This is a genomic window from Bradyrhizobium hipponense (assembly GCF_008123965.1).
Taxonomy (GTDB): Bacteria; Pseudomonadota; Alphaproteobacteria; order Rhizobiales; family Xanthobacteraceae; genus Bradyrhizobium; species Bradyrhizobium hipponense.
In genome coordinates, this window is record NZ_VSTH01000273.1 from 1 (window position 1) to 1,546 (window position 1,546).

General features: G+C 62.4%; 3 protein-coding genes. All 3 read right to left on the minus strand.

Annotated features, from left to right (window positions below):
* Positions 1-632 (minus strand): IS66 family transposase zinc-finger binding domain-containing protein (locus FXV83_RS41750; RefSeq protein ID WP_235940624.1); only part of this gene is annotated, 632 nt, incomplete at its 3' end.
* 54 nt (positions 633-686) lie between these two features.
* Complete coding sequence (gene tnpB / locus FXV83_RS41755; RefSeq protein WP_148745814.1) at positions 687-1,037, minus strand: IS66 family insertion sequence element accessory protein TnpB; 351 nt, start codon at positions 1,035-1,037, stop codon at positions 687-689.
* Positions 1,034-1,486, minus strand: a complete 453-nt coding sequence (gene tnpA, locus FXV83_RS41760) for an IS66-like element accessory protein TnpA (protein WP_148745815.1) — start codon at positions 1,484-1,486, stop codon at positions 1,034-1,036. Before tnpA ends, tnpB begins: the two co-directional genes overlap by 4 nt.
* Positions 1,487-1,546 lie beyond the last annotated feature (60 nt).

The window sequence follows — 1,546 nt, forward strand, 5'->3', positions numbered from 1 at the left end:
TGGTAGCCGTATTTCATCACTGCGATGTGGGCCAGCAAGGCTTCCGTCACCATTCCACCGTCGATCGCCTGGGCCGGCGCGGGTGCCTGCAGCACACCCTGGCGGCATCCCCGGCAGCCGTACCGTGGACGCACAATGCGCTTGACCCGGTACTGCATCGGAATGACGTCGAAGGCTTCCTTGACGGTCTCCCCGATCTTGTGAAGCCGCTCGCCGCAGCAGGGGCAGATGTGGCTCTCGATATCGATCACGACATCGATGCGCGGCAAATGCTCCGGAAGCTTCCCCCGGTTGCGTCGCGCCGGTCGCTTTCCACGCCCCTCCGTTCCGTCAGGCAGCCTGCCTCCGGTTACGTCGTCGTTGGCCGCGGCACCAGCCGCCGGCGCCGTGATGGTGAAGAGAGGCAGCTGTCCGGCATCCAGTGTCTCGGAGCGGGGACCGAAGATCGTGCGCTTGTACTGGGACAGGATCATCAGGAGCTTGTCGTTCTCCTGGATCGCAGCGTCGCGTTGGGCGATCGCTACATCACGCTCGGCCGAAAGCGAGCTGCATTCCGCCGACAACGCCGCAAGCCGTGAGGATAGCGCTATCACGGTTTGACGGAGCAATGGATCGGAAGGCAAATCACTCATGCAGAGCGATTCTACAACAACTCCGCATGAGTGACGAACGAATCTTGATAAAGATCAACCAGCTCGTACTGGCTGATCCACAATTCGCATCGGCACACGCTTCCAGTCCGAGCCATCGAGCAGCACCGAGAGCTGAGCATGAGATAGCGGCATGACGCCTTCCTTGATCGGCGGCCAGGTGAACCGCCCCTCGATTCTTTTGTAGTAAAGCACAAGGCCGCTTCCATCCCAGGTCAGGATCTTCACGCGATCTCGGCGCTTGGAGCGGAAGACATAAAGTCCGACGTCGAACGGATCGGCACCAAAGGCCTCGCTCACCAGCATCGCCAGCGAGTCCATGCCGCGGCGGAAATCGACCGGCTGCGTCGCAATCCAGATCGACAACCCCGGTCGGAGCCCGATCATCGGCCAACCGTCCCGACCGCCGCAAGCACCTCGCACAGCGCCCGCCGGTCGACCGTCCCCCTGACACGGATGCGAACCGCGCCGACTTGGATCTCAATTGCTGCCTGCTCTTCGCGCGACGACAATTCGCCGCCGCAGCCAGTGATCGCGACCGGCACAAAGCCAGGTGGCACATCTCCGTCCCGGCGCTCCGCGAGCTTCACCCGCGTGGTCTGACGACGCCACAGAAACAACAGGCTTGGGCTGATGTCGTGTCCTCGTGCCACCGCGGACACGCTTGCACCCGGCGCGAAACTCTCCGCGACAATCGCCGCCTTCGCATCGGTCGACCAGCGCCGGCGCCGGCCCGTCCCGGTGATGATTTCGACACGCCGCAGCGTGTCGGCGCCGTGTTCGAGGATAGGCGTATGCCTATCCTTATCGCTATCCTTACGACTATCCTTCGACATTGTGACCTCGCGACAAACCATTCCGCGAGATCTTCTAGCCGACCAGATCAGACCTTAGCG

Bases quoted from the DNA above. Each gene is read 5' to 3' on its own strand.
- tnpA (WP_148745815.1), bottom strand. From the start codon at position 1,486: ATGTCGAAGGATAGTCGTAAGGATAGCGATAAGGATAGGCATACGCCT.
- tnpB (WP_148745814.1), bottom strand. From the start codon at position 1,037: ATGATCGGGCTCCGACCGGGGTTGTCGATCTGGATTGCGACGCAGCCG.